Consider the following 15,817-nt stretch of genomic DNA (forward strand, 5'->3'; position numbering starts at 1 on the left):
AAAGGAGTTAAAATAAAATGTCAGATGAAATCTATGATATTACGATAATTGGAGGAGGTCCCGTTGGAATGTTTGCCGGTTTTTATGCCGGACTACGTACCGCCAAATTCCAAATCATCGAAAGTCTTTCAGAACTAGGGGGACAAGTAAATGCATTATATCCAGAAAAAACGATTCTAGATATCCCAGCCTATCCTGCGATTTCAGGTCGTGATTTAGTGGCTAACTTGAAGAAACAACTTGCCACCATGGATGGTGACATTAAGTTGAATCAAACAGTAGTCAACGTTGAAAAAATTGACGACGTTTTTAAGGTTACCACAAATAAGGGAATTACCAAAACTAAAGCCATCATTATTGCGGTTGGTAACGGGGCATTTAACCCACGTAAACTAAGCGCTGATGGTGTCGAAACAATCTCAGACCAACAACTAGTATACACCGCTTCGGACTTAGATGCCTTTAAAAATAAAAAAGTTTTAGTTGCAGGTGGTGGTGATTCAGCAATCGATCAAGCACTAATGCTAGAAGATATTGCCGATGAAGTCTACTTATTGCATCGTCGAAACGAGTTTAGAGGACTAGAACACACCGTTAACCTATTGAAGCAATCAAGCGTCAAACTAGTGACTCCTTACTTAATTAAGTCATTAGAAAACGTGGACAATAACCAAGTTAGAGTCCACGCTAAGAAGATGAAGACAGATGATGAATTCATCGATATTGATGTTGATAAGATTCTAGTAAATTACGGCTTCATTTCTAACAATAAAGACATGCAAGGCTGGAATGTAGATATCGAAGAAGACCACCATGCCACAAAGGTTGATGGCAATCTTCAAACTAATATCAAGAACATTTACGCCGTGGGTGACCAAGCCAAATACGATGGTAAACAAACTATCATCGCGACTGGATTCGGTGAAGTTCCAATCACAATCAATGCGATTATGAACGACCTATACCCAGGCAATCGAGCACCAATTCACAGTACTCAATTATCATAAAAAACTATTTTTTCTTAGCATCCTTTGAGGGGGTGCTATTTTTTTGGACCGTCTTTTCAAGGCTTTGAACTTCCTTAGTCAAAGCTTGAATTTGTTTGGTTAATTGATCGATTTTATCGTCTGTTTCGTCCTTATCACCATGGGTGAAGAAGTCGGTAATCGTAGAGGTCAACAAACCAATAAAACCAATTCCACCGAACATTAGGAATGCGGCAATTAGCTTTCCACCAGCGGTTTGCGGCGAAATATCACCATAACCAACGGTAGTGGCGGTTGTAATTGCCCACCATAATGAGGTGGATAAATCATGTTGTTCGAAGTGTGAGTAAATCAAAGCACTGAAGATTAAAATCACGATACTGATTGAGAATAGGTAGATAAAACCAGTGTCGTAAATGAAACGGTGGATTCCACCGGTCACTTTTCCGTCCCAACCAAACTTCCAAAATAGGTTGTAGTGACGGACGATTCTAATCACACGGTATAGACGAAATACCACGAAGATCGGATGGGCTGGAATTAATGAAATTAAGTCCAACGATGTTTCTAATAAGAATTGCTTGTGGTTCTTGGCCAATAGAAAGCCGGATATGTAATCAATAATGTAAAAGATCCAGATACCATAGTAAATATTTCCTAAAATACCATGATAGATGTTGATAACGCCGAAGTAGTCTAGACCGACCATCACAACGGATGCGACGGCGATAAAAATAATAAACAGACTATAAATCAATTCGACGGTTTTATTTTTAAATTGTTTCATTATTTCAACTCACTTTTTCTCTATCTCTTAATCCAATTATAATCATTTTACCTTTAAGTTAGTTTAAAGCAAATAAAAAACGACCAATCTTTCAATTGGTCGTTTTCTTTTAGTTATCTTCGTTGTTGTTCTTGGAGATTCGAGATGATCCACCTGAATGGTTTAATTCTGGTGCATCGGTCTTGTATAGGGATTGAGTGGATTTCTTCTTTAGCTTGTCATACAAACTAGTAGATTTCTTACCCAATTCTGTTTCAGCCCCAAGTTCCTTTTGGAAACCATCTTGGTAATTGTAATCCTTAGGATTTACCGGAGTGAATCCGCTAGGGGTGTAGAAACGAAGTAAGTTTTGTTCGTTCAATTCATCAGAGAATGATAACTCAGTGTTAACACGAGCTTGCATCTTATTGAAGACTTTTCTTTGATGAGGGGTAGGGTGAATTACCTTACCGGTCTTGTTGCTGTAAATAGTACCACTGATGGATGTGTACTTAGTACTTACCCAATCACGGTTTCTAAATGCAACGACAGTGTCATGTTTCTTGGAGAATAAGTCGGTTCCAAATTGAATGTATTGCTTGGTGTTGACACCCAATAGGTGAAGTAGAGTAGGTAAGACGTCGATTTCACCACCGTAGGTTTTGTCGATGTAACCATGCTTCATGCCAGGGATGTTAAACATCAATGGAACACGTTGTAGTTGTGCGTTATCAAAGTCAGTCCAGTCATTAGGGTTCTTACCCAATGCTCTAGCAAGGCTTAGGTTTTCTGAGTTAGAAATACCATAGTGGTCACCATATAGCATGATGATTGAATTCTTCAACAACCCTGATTTTTGTAGGTATGCGTAGAATTCTTGGATGGCTTGATCTAAGTAATGAGCAGTCTTGAAGTAGTTATCAACCTTGGTATCACCGGTGTTAGTAGTCTTAAAGTTACTGTCTTCGCTATCGATTGAGTAAGGGAAGTGGTTAGTAACAGTGATGTACTTAGCGTAGAAAGGTTGTTGTAATCTTTCAAGGTACTTAACGGAATCTCTGAATAATAGCTTATCCTTCAAACCGTAACCAAGTGCTTTATCGCCGGAAGTATCGTAGTAGCTTTCGTCGAAGAAGTATTGGTAACCCATGTTCTTGTAAACATTGTTTCTGTTCCAGAAACTAGCAACGTTTCCGTGGAATACTGCTGAAGTGTATCCCTTATCTTGTTTCAAAATAGCAGGAGCTGCTTGGAAGACGTTGTCACTTCCGAATTGGGTAAACATTGAACCTTGAGGTAATCCATAGGTGCTGGTTTCTAGCATGTTTTCAGCGTCGGATGTCTTTCCTTGTCCCACTTGGTGGAAGAAGTTAGAAAAGGCAATTGTTGACTTACTATGGTAGAGACTGTTCAAGAATGGAGTGACTTCTTGGCCGTTGACCTTTTTATCGATTAGGAATTGTTGGAAACTTTCCAAGTGAATGATAATTACGTTTCTACCCTTGGCTAATCCAAACATCGATCTTTCAGGGGCGGCGTAATGCTTGTTGATGAACTTTCGCACGTCATTCATTTCTGACTTGGTAGCCATTGCACGCAAGTCCTTAGTGTGTTGAGTGGAGATGGCGTCATAGACTGTAAATGAATCAACGCCAAGATACTTAACGATGTATGTACGGTCGAAAGTTCTAGTTAGAAGTTGTGGTCTGGCCATTTCACCAAATGATAGGTTGGCGGTGAATATTAACACGGCAACCGAAGTAATGGCGAATGCGCCCTTACCACCGAACTTCTTGTTATCGATGCGAATTACTCTAAATAATAGTAGAAGTAATACTAAAACGATATCTAACCAGTAGAAGACATCATGTGGCATGGTAAGTGCAAGTGATGATCCGCTAAGTCCTTGGTTAACCTTTGAGTAACCGGTCATGGTACTTACTGTCATGAAGTCGGTAAATTCACGGTAATAAATAACGTTTAAATATAGTAGTAAAGTGTTTAACCCATCGATCAATAGGATAATAGGGTAAAATAATCGACTTGATTTAATGTACATTGCAAGTCCAAACAAAAGCATGGTAGTTGCGATTGGATTGATGAATGCTATGAAGTATTCAAACGGATTTGCAAGTCCTAATTGGAAATCAGTGAAATATGCGTATATAGTTTTAGCCCAAAATAAAACAACTAGTAGAATGAAGAATCCAAACCTAGTGGACATTTTAGAGCGCAGATAATTTATCGCTTTCAAAATGAAGAGCTCCTTTGATATAATTCATACTTAATATTAACAGACCGAAGTCAAAAAGGCATGTTTTTTTCGTGTCATAAAAACATCACCACAATATGTGGCAAAATAAAAAATATCTATCACCATATATAGTTGCAAAATTATGCAAATGTTGTAAAATAAAGTTAAATCAGTAGGAGGATGACGGCATTGCTAAAAGGTAATACTAAAAAATTAAATGTTCAGTTAAGTGATGGACAAATAATTGAATTCATGCCAGAGATGGTCCATAGTGACTTGCTAGCTTTGACTAGTAACCAAGAGATTATCAATCGTACTGAAAGATTAATCTTAGTCCAATTGAGTTCCTACACTATCATTAAACTACACGAACTACAAATGATAATTTATAAGACGCTAGATAAGTTGCGCTACCACAAGATTGCGTCTAAATACTATAATACTGAATTAAGTTAGGCAGAATGTTGTCTAACTTTTTTTATTAGTGATATTCTATTATTACCAGTTAAAAAAGGGGATGAATGTTATCACATTTAATCTATACGTTGTCCGTCACGGACAAACATACTTTAACATTTACAATCGTTTGCAAGGGTGGAGTAATTCACCTTTGACCGATAAAGGAATTACGGGTGCAAAAAAGACTGCTGATAAGCTTGCCAATACCCATTTTGCGGCAGCTTATTGCAGTGATACCACCAGAGCCATGCATACCGCAAAGATCATCTTAGATGGTAACAAGGCCGATTCAGTCAAAGAACCAACCATTTCTAAATACCTAAGAGAAGAATTCTACGGATACTACGAAGGAAATGATATGGATCAAACCTGGTACGTTGCTGGAGCACCTCATGGTTTGCCAACATTCAAAGACATTGTTACCAAGTATTCAATCGGTAAAGCTAAGGACTTCTTAAAGGAATCCGATCCTTTCCACCAAGCTGAAAGCAACGAAGAATACTGGAAACGTTGGGACCAAGGATTAGACCTAATCAGAAATGATAAGAACATCCACGATGGCGATAATGTCCTATTAATTAGTCACGGAAACGCGGTATTGAGTTTGGTTGAACGTTTTGGTGAAGGTAAATACGACGTCACTGAACGCCCAGCTAATGGCAGTCTTACTAAGATGAAAGTAAGCGACGATCAAGTTAAGATTACAGATTACAACGTTCAATAAAAGAATATAAAAAAAGACGATTACATTTTGTAATCGTCTTTTTTTGGATTTTAAGAGATGAAATTAAGCTACTCGACCGTAAGCTACTACGTGCCACCATGGAGCATGGATGCTTTCACGGATAACACCACGATTTTGAGCATCAATCATTTTGCCTCCACCGATGTACATACCAACGTGGTAAATGCTATTCTTTGATGAACCAATGAATACTAGATCACCTTTTTGAAGTTGCTTCTTACCAACTTTTTTAGAGTAGTGGTATTGTTGTTGCGCAGTTCTAGGTAAATTAACACCTAGACCGTGTCTGTATATGTATTTTGTAAAACCAGAACAATCAAAAGTACGTGAACCTTCTGAACCGTAAACGTAACGGTCACCTAATTTTGACTTAGCAACACTGTATACTGAAGTAAATTGGGTATTAGTATCAGCGTGGGCTGTGTTGTTGTTACTTGCAGCGGCACCTGCAAATAGTAGTGAAGTAAACGCGGCTGCGGTTATAGCAATTTTAGTAATCATTTTTTTCATCTCTCAAAATCCTCTCTCTTATAAAAAATCTCTCTCGTTTTTTTCTCTATCTCAATATATTTCATATGATAAGGGATTAATATTTCAAGAATGTAACAAAGTAGTTTCAAATTAATTAAAACTTTGCAATTTTAATGTAATCTTTATAATTTTAGTGTTTAATATTTACTGTACCCAATTAAAGTAATGAAAGGGTTCCAAATTTGTGGTAAATTTATTATGTAGATTACACGAAAGGAACCGTTGAAATGTCGGGCTTAAAGAAATTATTTCCCGAAAAAATAGACCTTAATCGTCTAATTTTTAAAATCGGGGAAGTCAGCAAGATGATGGACGTGTCAACACGTCAACTTCGTTACTGGGAACAAAAAGGTTACATTACCTCAATTAGAGACGATAAGAGTAGATCTCGCGTTTTTAATATGGAAAACTTAAATAAAGTAACATTAATTAAGCATTACTTAGATAAGGGATTCACCCTTACAGCTGCCAATGAGACAGCTTCTGAAAACATCGCTAAGATGCGCTATTTAAGAAGGTTTATGATGAATGCCTTTGAAGACGTTGAGACAATCGATGGTCAGCCAGTTGTCAACCTAGGTTACTTTAATGAAGAAAAAACTTCCATATTATATGCCGCAGTTGATGAGAATGACGAAATAAAATATCGTGTTGTCGATATAAAAAAGAAGGATAAATGATGAGAAAAAAGAAAATGAGTTTAACTAAGAAGATTGTCTGGTTAGTTGTAATTGTGATTGTATTATTTGGTGGATATAAGGTTGCAAAGCAAGTGCACAGTACAATCCGAGAAAACCAAATTCAAAAATCTGATCAACAAAGAATTGAAGAAGCACAAGAACAAGCTGCTAAGAAGCGTCATGAGTTTGCCGAAACAATCGCTAAACCAGCCGTTCAAGTATGGAACAAACAACACGTTGTGTTACCAAGCGTTGTGATTGCCCAAGCTATCCAAGAATCTAACTGGGGTCAATCAGAACTATACAAGAAGGCATACAACATCTTCGGTGTGAAGGGAACATACAAGGGAAAATCAATCCAATACTACACTGATGAATACGTAAGTAACGATACACCAGTAGCTAAGGGTGTTAAGGTTGTTCGTGAAGGTGACAAGAAGAAGATTTCAATTCCTGCTACTTTCAGAAAGTACCCAAGCGTCTATGATGCGGTTGAAAACCACAGTACTGTGACAGCACTTAACTTCATTAAGCAAAAAAATGTTATGAGCTATGAACAACAAGCTAAGATGCTACAAAAGAATGGTTACGCAACCGATCCTAACTACGCAAAGAACTTAATTGCATTGATTAAGCAATACAATTTAGCTAAGTACGATGATCAAATTAGTAAATAAAAAATTTAATAGTTAAAACTATATTTTCAAAAATTTATCTTATATAATAGTAGAAAAATAGAAGAGGAGACTTTAGGTGATACCATTATTAAGTAAATTATATGGTCCGTTTTTCGATTTGAATAACTGGCATAACGTAATCTTTTCGGAGGATGCATGGGTTGTTATTTTATCCCTAGTATTAATCGAATGTTTACTGTCAGTTGATAATGCGGTGGTTTTAGCCACGCAGGCTCAAGTTTTACCAACTAAGAAGGAACAAGAAGAATCATTATTCTATGGTCTTTGGGGTTCTTACATCTTTAGATTTATCATTATTGGATTAGGGGTATTTCTAATCCATATCTGGGAATTAAAGGTTGTTGGTGGATTATATCTTTTCTACTTAGTCTATGCGCACTTCGCTCATTCTGACAAACAGAAAAAATCCATGTTCAAGCAATCTGCCAACGAATCCAATCGTAAGCGTTTTTGGATGACAGTATTACAAATTGAATTTATGGATATTGTCTTCTCCGTTGATTCCGTATTAGCTGCTTTAGCAATTTCTGATAATCCAGTGATTGTATTACTAGGTGGATTAATCGGGATCCTATGTATGAGAGGAATTGCCGAAGTCATCATGTTAGTGATGAAGAAGGTCCCAGAGTTAAAGACAATGGCATACTTCTTAATCGCAGTGATCGCTTTGAAGCTAATCCTTTCAATTCCAATGATTGATATTGAAATTGAACCACTTCACTTTGGTTTAATCGTATTGGTTACATTTATCGTAACCTTCATCATTCATTTTATTCGCAAAGCAAAGAGGTAATCTAATGGCAACAACAATCACAAGGGAAAATCTTGCACAAGAAACAGATAACAAGATAACCGTCATTGATTTCTGGGCACCATGGTGTGGTCCTTGTAAGATTATGGATCCAGTGCTTGAAGCAATGGAAGAAGAATTCGGTGACCGCATTCACTTTGGTAAGATGAACGTCGACAATAATGAAGACGTGGCAAAACAATACAAGGTGATGGGACTACCAAGCATCGTTTTATTTAAAAATGGTAAGGCAGTCGAAAAGGTGACTGGAGTATATCCAAAGGAAAAGATGGCGCATTATCTAAACCGTAAACTAGAAGAAATGTAAATTTTAGTTGACGGATTAAATCTGTAGTGCTAATCTTAATTTAATCAAATAAAGCAAAACAATTATTCCAAACTAAGTAACGAATTAGCTGGGTGTCAGGAAGTCGGTGGTTGCTGCGAACCGATCAGGCTAATCTCGATGAAATACATTGGATAGTGTCTACCCAAGAACGGCAACTAGAGTCGTTATTTCTAGAGAGTGAGTGACCACTACGTGTGGTTACTAATTTGGGTGGTACCACGGTAAAAATACAAATAAGTCGTCCCTGTTGTTTTAGACAACAGGGACTTTTTTTATGGAAAGAAGACGAGAAGATGAGAATTGCTAACTGCGGAGGATTAATCCGATATCAAAATGAATAAAAGACTACATATATAATAGAAGAAAAAATTAACGTTATTTTGAGGAGAGATATTATGCAAGAAGAAAAGAAACCGACAGTCACTCTGGCTGAGGGAATTATTATTTTAGTTGTAATGATGGCAATTATGTCATTCGGTGTTATTGGTTTAGGAATTTCACCAGAAGTACCAATCCTAACTGGAATTATGCTTTTGGTATTCTGGGGTCGATTCAAAGGTTTTAAATGGGATGACATCGACGAAGGATTCATCACTGGAATTAAAAATGGAATTGTTCCATTATTTATCTTCCTGTTAATTGGTTCACTAATTGGTGTTTGGATTGCCTCAGGGGTAATTCCTTCGCTAATGGTTTTTGGTTTCCATTTGATTAACATCAACTGGTTTCTACCATCAATCTTTCTAGTATGTGCCTTAGTTGGTACATTCATCGGTAGTGCATTCACCGTTATTTCTACTTTAGGGATTGCTTTCATGGGAATCGGTATCACTATGGGCATGAACCCAGCCATGATTGCAGGTGCCGTTATCTCAGGTGCGGTCTTCGGTGATAAGTCATCACCACTATCAGCAACTGTTAACCTAGCTGCTGCGGTATCAGGAGCCGACTTGATTGCTCACATCAAGAACTTGATGTGGTCAACAATTCCTGCCATGATTGGTTCATTCATCATCTTCGTGTTCTTAAACCACAGTGATGGTAAAGCTAACCTATCAAACGTCGACAAGACAGTAAACGTATTGAACAGCAATTTCCACATTTCATTCTTAGCAATTATTCCAATCGCACTACTACTTATCTGTGCATGGAGTCATATTCCAACAATTCCTACATTATTCATTAACATCATTGTTTCAATCGGATTAATGGGAATCCAAGATCACAAGCTTTCACTACTAAAGATTAACGACCTAATCACTAGTGGTTTCGTATCAAAGACTGGTAACAAGTCAGTTGACCTTCTTCTATCAAGAGGGGGTATCAGTTCAATGATGGGAACTCTAGCATTGATTATGATTGCCTTAGCATTTGGTGGACTATTGATGCACCTAGGTATCATCGATGCCGTTGTTCAACCACTTACTAAGCATCTAAACAGTGACGCTAAGTTAATCATTGCCGTAATCTTTACAGCCATCGGGGTAAACGTCTTCGTTGGTGAACAATTCCTATCAGAAATTCTACCTGCAAACGCATTTAAGAAGGTCTTCCACCAAGCTGGGTTAGCACCAGTTGCACTAAGTCGTGCGATTGAAGATGGTGGTACCGTAATTAACTACTTGATTCCATGGGGTGTTGCCGGAGCATTTATTTCAGCAACATTAGGTGTGCCTGCAAGTCACTTTGCACCATTCCTATTCCTAAGTATCTTGTCACCAGTGTTCTCAATTCTAAGTGCAGTCACAGGAATTGCTATTAAGCACAATAAAGATTAACTAATGTTTAGAATAATTTAATACTATTAAGAAAAAGTTAAAAAGCCTATCATAAAGCGATTTGTGGTAGGTTTTTTGTTTGCGATTTTTACGTTGCACATCACTTCAAATGAAACATATTTGAGTGGTTTTGAAAAAAAATCAAAATTTTTTTGCGAAAATTGATCAAAAAATGCCTATATATTGTACACGATTATTAAAACTAGAAAGCTGTGTTATTAGTCATTTTGTTCATTTATATTTCAACAAGTTACAGTAATGTTACTATATTACAAACTAAGCAGCGAACGTAACATGTATGTAATACTCATGTAATATTAAGTAGATAGAATATGCATTCGTTGTTGAAAGACAACAAACGCAATTTTTTATTTTTTAATTTTATATAGGAGTGTTTCAGTTATTAGATATAAATTTCATGTTTTATTTCTTGTAATCGCAATCTCGTTCGCGGGATTACTTTCTATTTACCGAAATGCTACTGTAGATACCAACGCGAATACAGTAGTGACTGTGAAGTCTGGCGATACACTAGAAAACTTGTCAGATAAGTACAATGTTTTCATGTCTGTTTTAGAGCATGCTAATGGCAAGTATAGTGATGATGATTTATTAGCTGGCGATCAAATCGTGATTCCAGATAATAATAATGATGCAAAAGACGATAAGAAGGTTCAAAAGCAACACTCGACTAAGTCAAATAAACATCATTCTACTTCTAAGAAACAAAATCAATCACAATCCAGTGCTCAATCAGAATGGAACAAAGCAAATGCCGAAGCAAAGGCATGGATTTCTTTCCATGAATCTACCGATTCATACACCGCACAAAACGGTCGTTACTATGGTAGATATCAATTAGATAGTAGTTACCTTAACGGTGATTACTCACCAGCTAATCAAGAACGTGTCGCAGAACAATATGTTGCTAACCGATATGGTTCTTGGGTAAACGCCAAACAACATTGGGTTGCCAATAACTGGTATTAAAAAGAGACGTTGAAAGTTTTACTTTCAACGCCTTTTTTTATCCATTTTTTGATCAATTTGGGGTTTGCAATCCCTTTTTGAGAAGTTTTTTTGGTACTTTTTTGCCAGATTAGAAACAATTTTAGAATAATTTAAGCTGTATGTAACGTTTAAAATGGCTCAACGACGGGCATAATGCTACTTTTGATGTCATATTGTTACAGCGTAACGATAATGTTACGAAAAAGCCAAATCTTTTAACGTGCATGATATAGGCATGTAATGGATACGATGTAGTATATATCACAGTTAATCAAATCGATTAACACTTTCGACGATACAGAAATACAGAATTATAGATTTTTATAGGAGTGAATTATTATCGTTAAATTAAATAGTATGAAGTCAATGTTATTTGCTACTGCCGCAGTAGCTGGATTATTTGTAGCTGGTGGTGCTAACGCCAACGCAGATCAAACTGCTAACGCATCTGCACAACAACCACAACAACAAGCTAAGGCAACAGTTAATAAGACTGTGACTGTTCAAAGTGGTGATACTCTATGGGGATTATCACAAAAATACAACGTTTCATTAAGTTCACTTAGAGCAGTTAACAACCGTGTTAACACAGACTTAATCTACGTAGGTGAAAAACTAACTTTACCTTCAAGTGCAACTGTATCTACTGATCAAAACACTGTTGCTTCAACAACAACTAACCAAAGTACTACTAACCAACAATCAGTAGCCCAAACTCAACAACAAGCACAAACACAAACTCAAAGCACAACCAACTACAGTCAACCACAAGCTCAAACACAAAGCTCAAGCAACTACAGTCAAACACAAACTCAAAGCACAACTAACTACAGCCAATCACAAAGCTCAAGCTACACTGGCTCAAACAGTTCTGCTAAGGATTGGATTGCTAACCGTGAATCTGGTGGTTCATACACTGCCTCAAACGGTCAATACTATGGTAAGTACCAACTAGGTGCTGCTATGCTACACGGTGACTACTCTGCTGCTAACCAAGAAAGAGTTGCTGACCAATATGTTGCTGCCCGTTACGGTTCATGGGATAACGCTAAGTCATTCTGGTTACAACACGGTTGGTACTAAGATCTTAGCCGATTTATTCAATCGATATTTATATCTACAAAAAGACGCCTTTACTGGCGTCTTTTTTTTATTGCCTGACAAAGCTTTCATGACAGGGTTATTGAATTTGTTTTTATAAAAACATTAAATAATGGCTTGTTATATTTTTTAAGTATGATATATTATAAACAACATAAAAAGAGATTCGCCTTTAAGTATTGACCAGAGAGTCAGACAAGGCCTATGCGTAGAAACTATACGCCATCAGTGTAAACAACAGACATTGAGGGACTTTTCTGACACGGTCAGGGAAGTCCTTTTTTATTATCTTGGTTTCAATTAAGCAACTCCAGAGAGGGTGCATTGGAATATACGCAATCAGACCATTCCAAGCACCCACTCCATCGAGTTGGGTGCTTTTTTAGGAGGATGGATACATGCAAACACACTTTTTAGATCTTAATCAGTTAAATGATGACGAAATCATGGGACTAATCAAGCTAGCCATTCAATACCGTGACGGCAAACTAGTACAGCTAAAGCGTCCGGTCTACTTCGCTAACATGTTCTATGAAAACAGTACGCGAACTCACACATCGTTTGAAATGGCTGAACGAAAGTTAGGCATCACACCAATTAACATCGACCCTAAGAATAGTTCGGTGCAAAAGGGTGAAACCTTATCAGATACAGTCAAAACGTTACAAGCCATCGGGACCGACGGGGTGGTCATCAGACATAAGACCACCGGCTGGTACGAACCGCTCATCTACGACGAAAGAATCCACACATCATTGGTTAACGCCGGGGACGGTAGCGGACAACATCCATCACAAAGTTTGCTAGATTTACTTACCATCTACGATGAATTCAAGAAGTTCAAGGGTTTAAAGATTGCCATCGTTGGCGACTTGCTTCACTCCAGAGTCGCAAGATCAAACGCTGAAATCTTGAAACGACTTGGCGCCAAGCTATACTTCGCTGGACCAGATGAATGGTACCCAAGTGACTTCGACAACTTCGGTGAGTTTACCAACATCGATACCATCGTCGGAAAAGTCGACGTCATGATGATGCTAAGGGTGCAATTAGAAAGACTAAACGAAGATGCGCGAGAAAGTTTTACCGCCGTCGAATACGCCAACATCTTTGGCCTAACCGAAGAACGCGGCAACAAGATGAAGAGGAAAGCCATCATCATGCATCCGGCACCGGTCAATCGCAACATCGAAATTGCCGACGCACTTGTTGAAGCACCACAATCTCGAATCTTTCGACAAATGCAAAACGGGGTGTTCGCCAGAATGGCCATCCTAACATCAATCCTAAAGAGTAAAGACCTAATTGCGGAGGACGAATATGAAGACATTAATTAAGAACGTGTATGTAGACAACCAATTACAATCCATCCTAATCGAAGATAATAAAATCAAGGCTATCGGAACCAACCTAGGTGACAAGTTCAATCAAGTGATTGACGGAAATGGTGCAACTGCACTGCCTGGACTAGTCGACGTCCACGTCCACTTCAGAGATCCAGGACTAACATACAAGGAAACCACAGAGACCGGAAGTAAGGCCTCAGCGCACGGTGGTTTCACCAGCGTCTGTGTGATGCCAAATGTCAAACCGGTCGTGGACACACCACACGAGTTACAAGAACAATTAAGTCTAAACCAACGCGAGAGTGTTGTGCATGCCTACCAATACGCAGCAATCTCCAAACAATTAATCGCATACAAGCCAACCGACTTCACTCAAATGGCTGAGATGGGCGCAATCGCCTTTACCAACGACGGCCACGGAGTCCAAAACGCTGAAACAATGTATTTAGCCATGAAGGAAGCTCAAAAGTTAAACAAACCATTGGTTGCCCACGTCGAAGACGACTCACTAATCAATGGTGGGGTGATGAATGCGGGTGCCAAGGCTGACGAATTAGGACTTCCAGGGATGTCACCACTTTCAGAATCATCACAACTAGCCAGAGACTTAGTCCTAGCTAAGGACACCGGCGTCCACTACCATGTTGCTCATATATCAACTAAGGAATCAGTCGAATTAGTCAGAATGGCTAAACAACGCGGGGTCAACGTTACCGCCGAAGTTTCACCGCATCATCTACTACTAGATGACTCAATGATAGAGAGTGACAACCCAATGATGAAGATGAACCCACCACTAAGAAGTCCAGAAGACAGACATGCACTAATCGCTGGTCTAATGGACGGCACAATCGATATGGTAGCAACCGACCATGCGCCACACAGTGAGAAGGAAAAATCAGGATCCATGAAAGATGCCGCATTCGGAATTGTCGGTATCGAAACAGCATTCAGCCTAATGTACACCAGCTTTGCTAAATCAGGATTGGTTGACCTAAAGACATTAGTCAAATGGATGAGTAAGAATCCAGCTGCCATCTTCCACTTACCTGCGGGTAGGTTAGAAGAGGGCCAACCAGCTGACTTAACCTTGATGGACCTAAATGATGAATACGAAATCGTCGCCAATGACTTCTTGTCAAAAGGTAAGAACTCACCATTCATCGGTCAAAAGGTGTATGGAAAGACAAAACTAACATTAGTAGACGGCAACGTCGCATATCAAGATGGGAGCGTGGAATAGATGCAAGCACGATACTTAGTATTAAAGAATGGCTCAACTTACGAAGGAATCGGATTTGGTTCCAAGAAGGTAGTTCACGGTGAATTGGTATTCTCAACAGGGATGACCGGTTACCAAGAAAGCATGACCGATGCAAGTTACGATGGTCAAATGCTTGTGTTTACCTACCCACTAATCGGAAATTACGGAGTGAACAGAGACGACATGGAAAGCTTGCACCCATCAGTTGCAGCCATCGTCGTAAACGAAATTGCTAGACTGGTTGGAAACTGGCGTAGCAACATGACACTAACTCAATACGCTGAACTAGAAGACCTTCCAGGAATTTCACAAATCGATACTAGAGCACTAACCCAAGAATTAAGAGACGAAGGTTCAATGGAAGCTGTTATCGTCGACGACTTAAAACCAGAAACAATAAAAGCAGCATTCAACCAACCACTAGAAAGCACATCAGCACAAAGCGCTTCAACTAGCAGCGTCTACCAAGCACCTAATACTGGTTTGCGTGTCGCTCTAATCGACTTTGGACTAAAGGACTCCATCCTACGTTCACTAGCGCAACGTAACTTAAACGTGACAGTCTTCCCATCAACCAGTACTGCGGAAGAAATTCTAGCTAGTCATCCAGATGGCATTCTACTATCAAACGGACCTGGGGATCCAAAGGAACTAGAATACGTTCTACCAGTCATTCGCGAACTAGAAGAACAACTACCAATCCTAGGAATTTGTCTAGGTCACCAACTATTCGCTTTAGCCAACGGTGCTAACACCTACAAGATGAAGTTTGGCCACCGTGGTTTCAACCACGCGATTGCAGAAGCCGGTAAGGAACAAACTTACTTCACTTCGCAAAACCATGGATACGCGGTGGACGCTGAATCAATTCCATCAACTGAACTAGAAATTACCCAAACAGAAATCAACGACGGAACTGTCGAAGGAGTGCGTTTGAAGAATCGACCAGCATTCTCAGTCCAATATCATCCAGACGCATCACCTGGACCACATGATGCTGAATACGTCTTTGACGACTTTGTAAAAGCAATGCAAGACAACCAGAAAGCGGGGATTTAA

General features: G+C 38.8%; 16 protein-coding genes. 13 read left to right on the top strand and 3 right to left on the bottom strand.

The window, feature by feature from the left end:
* Positions 1-17 precede the first annotated feature (17 nt).
* Positions 18-1,007, top strand: a complete 990-nt coding sequence (locus RZ78_RS01055; protein ID WP_054607845.1) for an NAD(P)/FAD-dependent oxidoreductase — start codon at positions 18-20, stop codon at positions 1,005-1,007.
* Between the two features lie 4 nt (positions 1,008-1,011).
* Here the strand turns inward: RZ78_RS01055 and RZ78_RS01060 are convergent, their stop codons facing one another.
* Positions 1,012-1,773 carry a potassium channel family protein gene (locus RZ78_RS01060; RefSeq protein WP_054607846.1) on the bottom strand — a complete coding sequence of 254 codons (762 nt, stop codon included), beginning with the start codon at positions 1,771-1,773 and terminating at the stop codon, positions 1,012-1,014.
* 109 nt (positions 1,774-1,882) lie between these two features.
* Positions 1,883-3,997, bottom strand: coding sequence for an LTA synthase family protein (locus RZ78_RS01065; protein ID WP_424580123.1), 2,115 nt, complete (start codon positions 3,995-3,997; stop codon positions 1,883-1,885).
* A gap of 198 nt (positions 3,998-4,195) precedes the next feature.
* Between RZ78_RS01065 and RZ78_RS01070 the strand changes: the two genes are divergently transcribed.
* Positions 4,196-4,462 (top strand): hypothetical protein, encoded by a 267-nt coding sequence (locus tag RZ78_RS01070; protein ID WP_034530962.1) that lies wholly within the window; start codon positions 4,196-4,198, stop codon positions 4,460-4,462.
* A gap of 61 nt (positions 4,463-4,523) precedes the next feature.
* Positions 4,524-5,189: a histidine phosphatase family protein gene (locus tag RZ78_RS01075; protein ID WP_054607848.1), complete on the top strand. Its 666-nt coding sequence runs from the start codon at positions 4,524-4,526 to the stop codon at positions 5,187-5,189.
* A gap of 63 nt (positions 5,190-5,252) precedes the next feature.
* On the opposite strand, the gene RZ78_RS01080 is transcribed toward RZ78_RS01075, so the two are convergent.
* Positions 5,253-5,711 (bottom strand): C40 family peptidase, encoded by a 459-nt coding sequence (locus tag RZ78_RS01080; RefSeq protein ID WP_337589037.1) that lies wholly within the window; start codon positions 5,709-5,711, stop codon positions 5,253-5,255.
* Positions 5,712-5,968: 257 nt separating this feature from the next.
* On the opposite strand from RZ78_RS01080, the gene RZ78_RS01085 reads away from it, so the two are divergent.
* The 10 genes from RZ78_RS01085 to RZ78_RS01130 all read left to right on the top strand — a co-directional run bounded on the left by RZ78_RS01085 (position 5,969) and on the right by RZ78_RS01130 (position 15,817).
* Positions 5,969-6,421, top strand: coding sequence for a MerR family transcriptional regulator (locus RZ78_RS01085; protein WP_054607850.1), 453 nt, complete (start codon positions 5,969-5,971; stop codon positions 6,419-6,421).
* Positions 6,421-7,098 carry a glycoside hydrolase family 73 protein gene (locus RZ78_RS01090; protein ID WP_054607851.1) on the top strand — a complete coding sequence of 226 codons (678 nt, stop codon included), beginning with the start codon at positions 6,421-6,423 and terminating at the stop codon, positions 7,096-7,098. The genes RZ78_RS01085 and RZ78_RS01090 overlap by 1 nt, the downstream gene beginning before the upstream one ends.
* 79 nt (positions 7,099-7,177) lie before the next feature.
* Entirely contained in the window at positions 7,178-7,912 is a 735-nt protein-coding gene (locus tag RZ78_RS01095; protein ID WP_034534155.1) for a TerC family protein, read from the top strand.
* Positions 7,913-7,916: 4 nt separating this feature from the next.
* Entirely contained in the window at positions 7,917-8,237 is a 321-nt protein-coding gene (gene trxA / locus RZ78_RS01100; RefSeq protein WP_054607852.1) for a thioredoxin, read from the top strand.
* A 413-nt stretch (positions 8,238-8,650) separates the two neighbouring features.
* Positions 8,651-10,036, top strand: coding sequence for a Na+/H+ antiporter NhaC (nhaC, locus tag RZ78_RS01105; protein ID WP_421391810.1), 1,386 nt, complete (start codon positions 8,651-8,653; stop codon positions 10,034-10,036).
* A 507-nt stretch (positions 10,037-10,543) separates the two neighbouring features.
* Complete coding sequence (locus RZ78_RS01110; RefSeq protein ID WP_054607854.1) at positions 10,544-11,026, top strand: LysM peptidoglycan-binding domain-containing protein; 483 nt, start codon at positions 10,544-10,546, stop codon at positions 11,024-11,026.
* 387 nt (positions 11,027-11,413) lie between these two features.
* Positions 11,414-12,130 carry a LysM peptidoglycan-binding domain-containing protein gene (locus tag RZ78_RS01115; protein WP_081006869.1) on the top strand — a complete coding sequence of 239 codons (717 nt, stop codon included), beginning with the start codon at positions 11,414-11,416 and terminating at the stop codon, positions 12,128-12,130.
* A 416-nt stretch (positions 12,131-12,546) separates the two neighbouring features.
* Positions 12,547-13,485: an aspartate carbamoyltransferase catalytic subunit gene (locus tag RZ78_RS01120; protein WP_054607856.1), complete on the top strand. Its 939-nt coding sequence runs from the start codon at positions 12,547-12,549 to the stop codon at positions 13,483-13,485.
* Entirely contained in the window at positions 13,469-14,737 is a 1,269-nt protein-coding gene (locus tag RZ78_RS01125) for a dihydroorotase (protein ID WP_054607857.1), read from the top strand. Before RZ78_RS01120 ends, RZ78_RS01125 begins: the two co-directional genes overlap by 17 nt.
* Positions 14,738-15,817: a carbamoyl phosphate synthase small subunit gene (locus RZ78_RS01130; protein WP_054607858.1), complete on the top strand. Its 1,080-nt coding sequence runs from the start codon at positions 14,738-14,740 to the stop codon at positions 15,815-15,817.

It is taken from the genome of Apilactobacillus kunkeei, assembly GCF_001308195.1.
Classification (GTDB): Bacteria; Bacillota; Bacilli; order Lactobacillales; family Lactobacillaceae; genus Apilactobacillus; species Apilactobacillus kunkeei_C.

Coding starts and splice junctions, on each gene's coding strand:
- RZ78_RS01080 (WP_337589037.1), bottom strand. CDS start 5,711: ATGATTACTAAAATTGCTATAACCGCAGCCGCGTTTACTTCACTACTA.
- RZ78_RS01090 (WP_054607851.1), top strand. CDS start 6,421: ATGAGAAAAAAGAAAATGAGTTTAACTAAGAAGATTGTCTGGTTAGTT.
- RZ78_RS01055 (WP_054607845.1), top strand. CDS start 18: ATGTCAGATGAAATCTATGATATTACGATAATTGGAGGAGGTCCCGTT.
- RZ78_RS01120 (WP_054607856.1), top strand. CDS start 12,547: ATGCAAACACACTTTTTAGATCTTAATCAGTTAAATGATGACGAAATC.
- RZ78_RS01115 (WP_081006869.1), top strand. CDS start 11,414: ATGTTATTTGCTACTGCCGCAGTAGCTGGATTATTTGTAGCTGGTGGT.
- RZ78_RS01075 (WP_054607848.1), top strand. CDS start 4,524: ATGAATGTTATCACATTTAATCTATACGTTGTCCGTCACGGACAAACA.
- RZ78_RS01130 (WP_054607858.1), top strand. CDS start 14,738: ATGCAAGCACGATACTTAGTATTAAAGAATGGCTCAACTTACGAAGGA.
- RZ78_RS01085 (WP_054607850.1), top strand. CDS start 5,969: ATGTCGGGCTTAAAGAAATTATTTCCCGAAAAAATAGACCTTAATCGT.
- RZ78_RS01060 (WP_054607846.1), bottom strand. CDS start 1,773: ATGAAACAATTTAAAAATAAAACCGTCGAATTGATTTATAGTCTGTTT.
- RZ78_RS01125 (WP_054607857.1), top strand. CDS start 13,469: ATGAAGACATTAATTAAGAACGTGTATGTAGACAACCAATTACAATCC.
- trxA (WP_054607852.1), top strand. CDS start 7,917: ATGGCAACAACAATCACAAGGGAAAATCTTGCACAAGAAACAGATAAC.